Annotated in this window: 6 protein-coding genes and 2 tRNA genes; 2 read left to right on the top strand and 6 right to left on the bottom strand. The window is 48.6% G+C overall.

Annotated elements, in window-relative coordinates; translation table 11 throughout:
- Positions 1–8 precede the first annotated feature (8 nt).
- The 5 genes from WC490_03535 to WC490_03555 all read right to left on the bottom strand — a co-directional run bounded on the left by WC490_03535 (position 9) and on the right by WC490_03555 (position 4284).
- Positions 9–1373: a VanW family protein gene (locus WC490_03535; protein ID MFA5097683.1), complete on the bottom strand. Its 1365-nt coding sequence runs from the start codon at positions 1371–1373 to the stop codon at positions 9–11.
- 71 nt (positions 1374–1444) lie between these two features.
- A complete protein-coding gene (tuf, locus tag WC490_03540; GenBank protein MFA5097684.1) occupies positions 1445–2644 on the bottom strand; it encodes an elongation factor Tu in 1200 nt (399 codons plus the stop codon).
- A 72-nt stretch (positions 2645–2716) separates the two neighbouring features.
- Positions 2717–2789 (bottom strand) — tRNA-Thr (locus WC490_03545).
- A 15-nt stretch (positions 2790–2804) separates the two neighbouring features.
- Positions 2805–3863, bottom strand: coding sequence for a 23S rRNA (adenine(2503)-C(2))-methyltransferase RlmN (gene rlmN / locus WC490_03550; protein ID MFA5097685.1), 1059 nt, complete (start codon positions 3861–3863; stop codon positions 2805–2807).
- Positions 3844–4284, bottom strand: a complete 441-nt coding sequence (locus WC490_03555) for a GatB/YqeY domain-containing protein (protein ID MFA5097686.1) — start codon at positions 4282–4284, stop codon at positions 3844–3846. The genes rlmN and WC490_03555 overlap by 20 nt, the downstream gene beginning before the upstream one ends.
- A gap of 111 nt (positions 4285–4395) precedes the next feature.
- Here WC490_03555 and WC490_03560 point away from each other — a divergent pair, with 111 nt between their 5' ends.
- Positions 4396–4683, top strand: a complete 288-nt coding sequence (locus WC490_03560; GenBank protein ID MFA5097687.1) for an RNA-binding protein — start codon at positions 4396–4398, stop codon at positions 4681–4683.
- A gap of 113 nt (positions 4684–4796) precedes the next feature.
- Positions 4797–4871 (top strand) — tRNA-Val (locus tag WC490_03565).
- A gap of 1640 nt (positions 4872–6511) precedes the next feature.
- Here the strand turns inward: WC490_03565 and WC490_03570 are convergent.
- Positions 6512–7042 carry a DNA-processing protein DprA gene (locus WC490_03570; GenBank protein ID MFA5097688.1) on the bottom strand — a complete coding sequence of 177 codons (531 nt, stop codon included), beginning with the start codon at positions 7040–7042 and terminating at the stop codon, positions 6512–6514.
- Between the last annotated feature and the right edge of the window lie 91 nt (positions 7043–7133).

A 7133-nucleotide genomic window follows, 5' to 3' on the forward strand; every position in this document is an offset into this window, starting at 1 on the left:
TCACATCCTCATCTGGGCTCCCGTCTTCTTATTTTCACTTTCTTTTTATCGCCGTGAAGCTTGTAATAACTCTTGATGGTCTCCTTCTTTATTACCGCACCGTTCTTCTTGACGGTCCTTGTCACCGTGGTCCAGAACGCTCCTGTCTGCACCAGTTTTTCCTCAGGGACCTCGGAAGTCGGATCTTTTGTTGTCACTATCTCATATCTGTATCTTATTGCCGCAGGAGAAAAAGATACTGTCTTGCCCGAGGGAGCACCTATGATCCTGAAGGTCAGCCCTTTCTTGAACGGAACAGCCTGTATCACGACAGGATGCCCGGTATTGTTCCTGAGCTTTAGGTCCGTGGAAGGAGGATAGATCGTAGCGTCCCTTCCCAGAGGGTAGATGGAAAAATACATGCCGTGGTTCCTTCTGTTAACTATCTCAAGGTCCGCCATGAGGGCGCTGTTATAGAGAGTGGTGGCTATCTGGCACGCCCCTCCGCCGTATTCCGGCACCAGTTCATCCCCAATGATCACATAAGCCTCTTTAAAACCTCTTTCCCCTGTGAACTCGCCTATAAGAGGAAGGAGCGAAAAAACTTCGCCGGAGGCCAGAAAGGTATTATCGACAAATGAGGATACCAGATAGATGTTGGAGATCCTGTTTGGCGAATCATGGGTCCCATAGTAGGTGGTGTAACTGCCGATGACCTCGGCGCTGGGAATGCTCTGGAGCATCTCCCGGCTTATCCTGGGACGGGCCAGATCGAGTATTACAGCAGACTCCAAAGCTCCATTTTCCAGAGAACTTTTTAGCAGCAGCCTAGTCTCTTCTCGTTTCAACTGTCTGCCTGTAGTGTGCGGTCTTATGGACACCCTGGTCCTTCCCGACGGGTCCTTTGAGATCAAAAATCTCGCGTTCTCTTTGTCCCTGTCAATATAAGAAGCCACCTGGGCGATAAGGGCCTTCAAATGCAGTTCATTTGCCACCTTCATGACAGGAGGGACCTCTCTCCTTTTCCTGCCAAGCCCGTAAGAAATCCTGCCCAGATAGCCTTCTCTCTGGGAGATCTGTATTACCCTGTCAACTGATTCTTCCGGAAAAAGTATCAGACCGGCCTGCGAGGGCTTGAACTCGTACCTTATCTGGCGTTTGTCCTCTTCCAGGACAAGCGCGGGAAGTCTTTCTATAACACTGTCCGCTTCAAAAGTCGAAAGTCTTAAAACCGCCTCCTGCCTGGTAAGGCCGCTCACCGGCACACTGCCTATGTAAAAGCCCTGATCGATCCTTTCTTCCATATAGAACCGGTCGCCAAAATAGGCGCCAAAAACGACCGCGGAAATGATAAGAATAAGGAGCGCTGCTTTTATGAGAGGGTGCTTCTTCATGTCCTGCTATTTTCCGTATAAATAAAAAACCCCGAACTGCTTCGGGGTTTTTTTATCATCTGTTAGACAACCTACTCTATTATCTTGGAAACTACGCCCGCCCCGACCGTGTGCCCGCCTTCCCTGATGGCAAAACGCAGGCCTTCTTCTATGGCTATGTCTGTTATCAGTTCCACTTTCATGACGATGTTGTCGCCCGGCATGACCATCTCCACTTTATCGGGAAGCTGGATAGCCCCGGTAACATCGGTGGTCCCCACATAGAACTGCGGTCTGTAGCCCGGGAAGAAAGGAGTGTGCCTTCCGCCTTCTTCTTTGGTTAGAACATATATTTGGGCCTCGAACTTCTTGTGAGGCTTGATGGAACCTGGCTTTGCAAGGACCATGCCTCTCTGGATATCATCTTTTTCTATGCCCCTGAGAAGGATGCCTACGTTGTCCCCGGCCAGACCTTCGTCCAGGGTCTTCCTGAACATCTCTATACCGGTGACAATACTCTTTTTCTGGCTCCCGAGCCCGATTATTTCCACCTCATCTCCTACCTTGACCTTGCCTCTACCTATCCTGCCTGTTCCCACAGTGCCTCTGCCGGTGATCGTAAAGACATCTTCGATCGGCATAAGGAAAGGTTTATCAAGATCTCTCTTCGGGTCGGGAATGTAGGAATCAAGAGCGTCCATCAGCTCATATATGGATTTGCACCACTGGCAGTCGGATTTTCCGCAGCCGCATTCAAGGGCCTTTAACGCGGAGCCTTTGACGAACGGTATCTTATCGCCGTCAAATTCATATTTCTTCAGGAGCTCTCTTGTCTCCACTTCCACCAATTCCACCAGTTCCTTATCGTCGACCATGTCCACCTTGTTCAGATATACGACGATGGAAGGGACATTGACCTGTTTGGCAAGAAGGATGTGTTCTCTGGTCTGGGGCATGGGGCCGTCGGCGGCGCTCACCACAAGTATGGCTCCATCCATCTGGGCGGCTCCGATGACCATGTTCTTAACATAGTCGGCGTGTCCGGGGCAGTCTATGTGAGCATAATGTCTTTTATCTGTTTCATATTCCACATGGGCGATAGCGATCGTAATACCTCTTGCTTTTTCTTCCGGTGCGCTGTCGATCTCGTCAAAGGCCTTTGCCTTGGCATAACCTTTTGACGACATCGTTTTTGTGATGGCCGCGGTCAGGGTGGTCTTTCCGTGATCGACATGCCCGATCGTCCCGACATTTACATGGGGCTTTTTCCTCTCAAACTTTTCTCTTGCCATTTTGTTTCCTCCTTGATTTTAATACTGAAATTATATTATACCATAATGCCAGCGTCAATGGCCCCGCGCAACAGCCCGCGATCGGGATTGAACCGATGACCTCGTCATTACCAATGACGTGCTCTACCAACTGAGCTACACGGGCACCTCGACTCCTCGCTTACGCTCGTCGCTCGGTACAAGCCTGCCCTGAGCGAGCGCTAGCGAGTCGAAGGGTCAATTGTCCGCAGGCGGCATTTATATCTCCGCCGGCGCTTTTCCTAATTGTAGCATTTGTGCCGCTCCGCACCAACATGTTTTGGAAGAACTGCAGCCTCTTTGGCGAAGAAGGTTCCAGATCGCTGCCTTCGTGCGGATTGAAGGGTATAAGGTTGACATGGCAGAGCATGTCCTTGAGCATAACAGAAAGCTCCTTGGCATCCTTTATGGAATCGTTGACCCCCATTATCATTACATACTCAAAGGAAACCCTTCTGTTGGTCCTGCTGATATAATGACGCACCGCCTCGATAAGGCTGGAAAGGGGGTGCTTTTTGTTGACGGGCATCAGAAAAGACCTCAAAACATCGTTTGAAGCATTGAGGGATACCGAAAGGTTAAACTGGATCTTTTCGTTCGCCAGTTTCCTTATCTGCGAGGGAAGCCCGCAGGTGGAGACCGTTATCCTTCTGGCGCCTATGTTCATGCAATCCGGCAGGTTTATCAAACGGACCGCTTTCATAAGGTTGTCGTAATTTAGCAGCGGCTCGCCCATTCCCATAAAGACGATGTTAGGGGAGCCTTCTATCCCCTTTTTTATCTGGATGACCTGGTCGGCGATCTCGGCGGGCGAAAGGTTCCTTATATAGCCGCTGCTTCCCGTGGCGCAAAAAACACAGCCCATCGGGCAGCCCGCCTGCGTGGAAACGCAGATGGTGTCCCCTATCTTTACGCTTTCGATCTTTTGACCATCCTTCAATCCAAAAAGGTATTTTTCTACCCGCGCAGGGACGGCCCTGCGCATACCCATTAATGATAATTTATCTGCCGCGGCAATATCCTTCAATTTCTCACGGAGGTCTTTTGACAGGTTGGTCATTTCGTCAAACGAAGGCGCGCCCTTTTTGTAGATCCAGTCGCAGAGCTGCTTTGCCCGGAATTTTTCAAGACCGTTCTCTTTGACGAATTTCTTGATCTCTTCCGCATCAAGGCCGAGGAGGTTAGTTCTGGAATGATTCATTAAAGATCTTGCGCGCCAGGCCGGCATCGACATCAGCCCTTAAAGCCACCACTTCCTTCATCAGCCTTCCTATCTCTTTTGGAGAGGTGATCCCGAGCGAGGATATGGCCTCTTTTATTAATTTACCTGTTTCCTCTTCGGACAGCATCTTTGGCAGATAGTCTTCCACTATCGCCAGCTCCTTCTTAGCCTGATCTGCTTCCGCCTGCCTTGCGTGCTGCGTCATGATATCGACGGTCTCTTTGACGCTTTTGGCATAGGTCAAAAGGATCTTGACCACTTCCTTGTCCGAAAGGTCCCCTCTTGCGTTCACCAGAAGGACCTTGGACTTCATCATGCGCAGCGTTTCAAGACGGGTCTTATCGCCGGACTTCATGGCCGCCGCTATGTCTGAGTTGATGCGGACAAAGAGCTTATCCATGTTTTAATTATACCACAGCCAAAAATATGGTATAATTTTTTCGAGTAAAGGTCGAGGCTTGGCGGCCGCATATGAGCCGCAAAGTCAGAGAAGTTATCAAGGGAGAGATTCATGGCAAAGACGATATTTGTCGGGAATCTGCCGTGGTCCGTTACGGACGCCGATCTACAGACCAAGTTCAGCGAATTTGGCAATGTGATATCGGCCAGGGTCGTAATGGAAAAGTTTTCGGGCCGTTCACGGGGATTCGGGTTCGTTGACATGGATGACGCTGATGCCGACAAGGCCATTTCGGCCCTCACGGGCTACAAATGGGACGGCAGAGAGCTCACCATAAACGAGGCCAAGCCAAAGAGCGAAGGCGCTCCAAGAAGAGACAGAGATTACAACAGAATGTAATTCTGCTTTTTAATGAAGGGCCCTGTATATCCAACCGGTATGCAGGGCCTTTTTCTATCCCCAATGTTATAATGAATGTTATGAGCCGTTGGCCATAAGCCATAGGCCGATACGGGCGCGTAGTTTAGTGGTAGAATGTCTCGTTTACACCGAGAAGGTCGCAGGTTCGATCCCTGCCGCGCCCACCATTTTTTCTTCACAAACTATTGGTGTGCCGTTTTTATTGTCCGCAATTTTCTTCTCATCGATTATTTTTTCGGCGGCGGAATTTTGGCGGGTTTTTTTCGGGTGGGTGCAAAAAACTGTCTCCGTATTTTGTTTTGGCGCGCGCGCTTTTGTTATCGCAGAGCTATTAATCGACGCAGGCGAGCAATTTGCGCCGTAAAATAATACAACCTCTATGGCGTCTTTCGAATAAAGTATTTCCTTGATGTGCTCTTTCATGATCAGCCTTCTTTCCATTTTACCGTCAAATTTAGAAGCGTTAACAACGGTTTGGAGTATTTCCCGGGTCCGATCCACGGTAAAATAACTTTCAAACCCGTTTAGTTCGGCTCCCGCCATCCTATCCTGATACCCGTGATTGAGCGTGAAGATCAAACTATCAAGATATTGTTGATTTTTGGCCATTTTATCAAGATTATCCATAACATATCCATCAAGCCGGTCAACACTAACCGTTCTTGTATCGCAGAATGACCTGTCTCTTTTTACGATGCCGTTACATCTATAATAGAAATATCTGACGCGCCTGCCGTTCTTAAACTTATTCGTGAAAACCGAGCTCATTATGGAGCCGCACTCCCTACATCTTATAGATCCGGGGAACAAGGCATAATTTTGGGCTTTTCTTCCCTTTAATCTGCGGTGATGCAGTTTCTGTGCTTCCTCGAACAGCATTTCCGAAATGATCGCTTCATGGAGACCTTTGTATATTGTGCTGCCTTTGTAGTTGATCTTGCCGGTATAAAGGATGTTTCTTAGGATAAAATCAATTTTTGTATTGGCAAAAGTAAGTTCCTTTCTATAAAACTTCTTCTTGTTTTTGAGTTCTTTGTAGACCGCTGCAACCGAGCCTGTTGAAACATAGGTATCATAAATATGCCGCACTATCTCCGCTTCCTTAGGTTCGATGATAAGCATTTTATTTTCTTTCTTATAACCAAAAGGAGTATGTCCGCTGTTCCACATACCTTTTTTAGCCCGTTCAAACATTTTGTCTCTGATCCTCTCGCTGATGAGCTCACGCTCAAATTGGCCGAAGGTAAGCATGATATTGCGGAGAAGACGACCCGACGGAGTTGAAGTGTCAAATCTTTCGGTGACTGAAATAAAACTGACATTGTGCTGATCAAATATTTCAACGAGCTGATAAAAATCTTTTGGTGATCTGGTCAACCTGTCTATTTTGTAGGACATGACACTATTGATCTTGCCCTGCCGGATATCGTCAAGCATTTCCTGTAAAGCGGGACGGTCTATGTTCGCGCCTGAATATCCTTGATCGGAATAAACCTTAAAGACCTCAATATCGTTCTGGCTCGATATGAACGATCTGATCTTGATCTCCTGCGTCTCACATGAATTAAACTCGACCTCGGCCTGGCCGTCAGTTGAAACCCTCGTATAGATAGCAGCTTTCATACACTTGTCCTCCTTTCACAAATTAAATTCTTGAGTTCCGAGATTAATTCCCGGTGAGCATTGGACAAGTGTAGAAATCTGATGTGACTAAGAAAACGAGGGCACTTTGTTTTTCTTAGTCCATTACAATGTAGGGAACATAAACAACGCTCACAACAATGTAAAACCGTTATATCTGACATGATTATATCACCTCCCCATTGAAAACATAACAATGACAAGCCAGATCAGACGGCAGACAAGCACCGCCGCCGCAAAGGAAGACAACCACAGGAACGCCCCTGGAAACAGCCTGACGAACCGTGTAAAGAGAACCGCGCGAAGGGCCATGAAGGAAAGCAACAACGACAGAAGAGGCAGAAACCAAACGCCTATTGCGGCCAAGAAGAGCAGAAACCGCGGAGGAGCGGGAAACACCGGCAGAAGCAGAACCCCAAACCACACGACCCCCGGCCGCAATGAACTGAACCACATCAGCGCGGACCGCGGAAGGGAAACCCGCGATAGAAGACCAGGCCGAATGAACAACACCGCGGGAAGAAGCACCAAAACGAATGAGAGCGGACAAAGCAAACTGATCAGCGCCCACGGCACCACCCGAAGCCACAGCAAACCTGCAGGACAGAAGCAAGGAAACCACCTGATCAACGAGCGGAGCAAAACAAACGGGAAGAGAACGGGACCCAACAACCCCAGCCAAACGACGCATAGCCATGATCGATACCTCCTTGATAAAAAGGGAGCATTTCCCCGACGCGTGTCACCCGCAGCGGAGGTGAACGACGAACGCATTCCTTATATTCAAT

The sequence above is a fragment of the Candidatus Margulisiibacteriota bacterium genome (assembly GCA_041650635.1).
In the GTDB taxonomy this organism is placed as follows: Bacteria; Margulisbacteria; WOR-1; order JAKLHX01; family JBAZKV01; genus JBAZKV01.

What these genes read in the sequence shown, in the direction of transcription:
- tuf (MFA5097684.1), bottom strand. Translation starts at nt 2,644, where the DNA reads ATGGCAAGAGAAAAGTTTGAGAGGAAAAAGCCCCATGTAAATGTCGGG.
- WC490_03555 (MFA5097686.1), bottom strand. Translation starts at nt 4,284, where the DNA reads ATGGATAAGCTCTTTGTCCGCATCAACTCAGACATAGCGGCGGCCATG.
- WC490_03560 (MFA5097687.1), top strand. Translation starts at nt 4,396, where the DNA reads ATGGCAAAGACGATATTTGTCGGGAATCTGCCGTGGTCCGTTACGGAC.
- WC490_03535 (MFA5097683.1), bottom strand. Translation starts at nt 1,373, where the DNA reads ATGAAGAAGCACCCTCTCATAAAAGCAGCGCTCCTTATTCTTATCATT.
- WC490_03570 (MFA5097688.1), bottom strand. Translation starts at nt 7,042, where the DNA reads ATGGCTATGCGTCGTTTGGCTGGGGTTGTTGGGTCCCGTTCTCTTCCC.
- rlmN (MFA5097685.1), bottom strand. Translation starts at nt 3,863, where the DNA reads ATGAATCATTCCAGAACTAACCTCCTCGGCCTTGATGCGGAAGAGATC.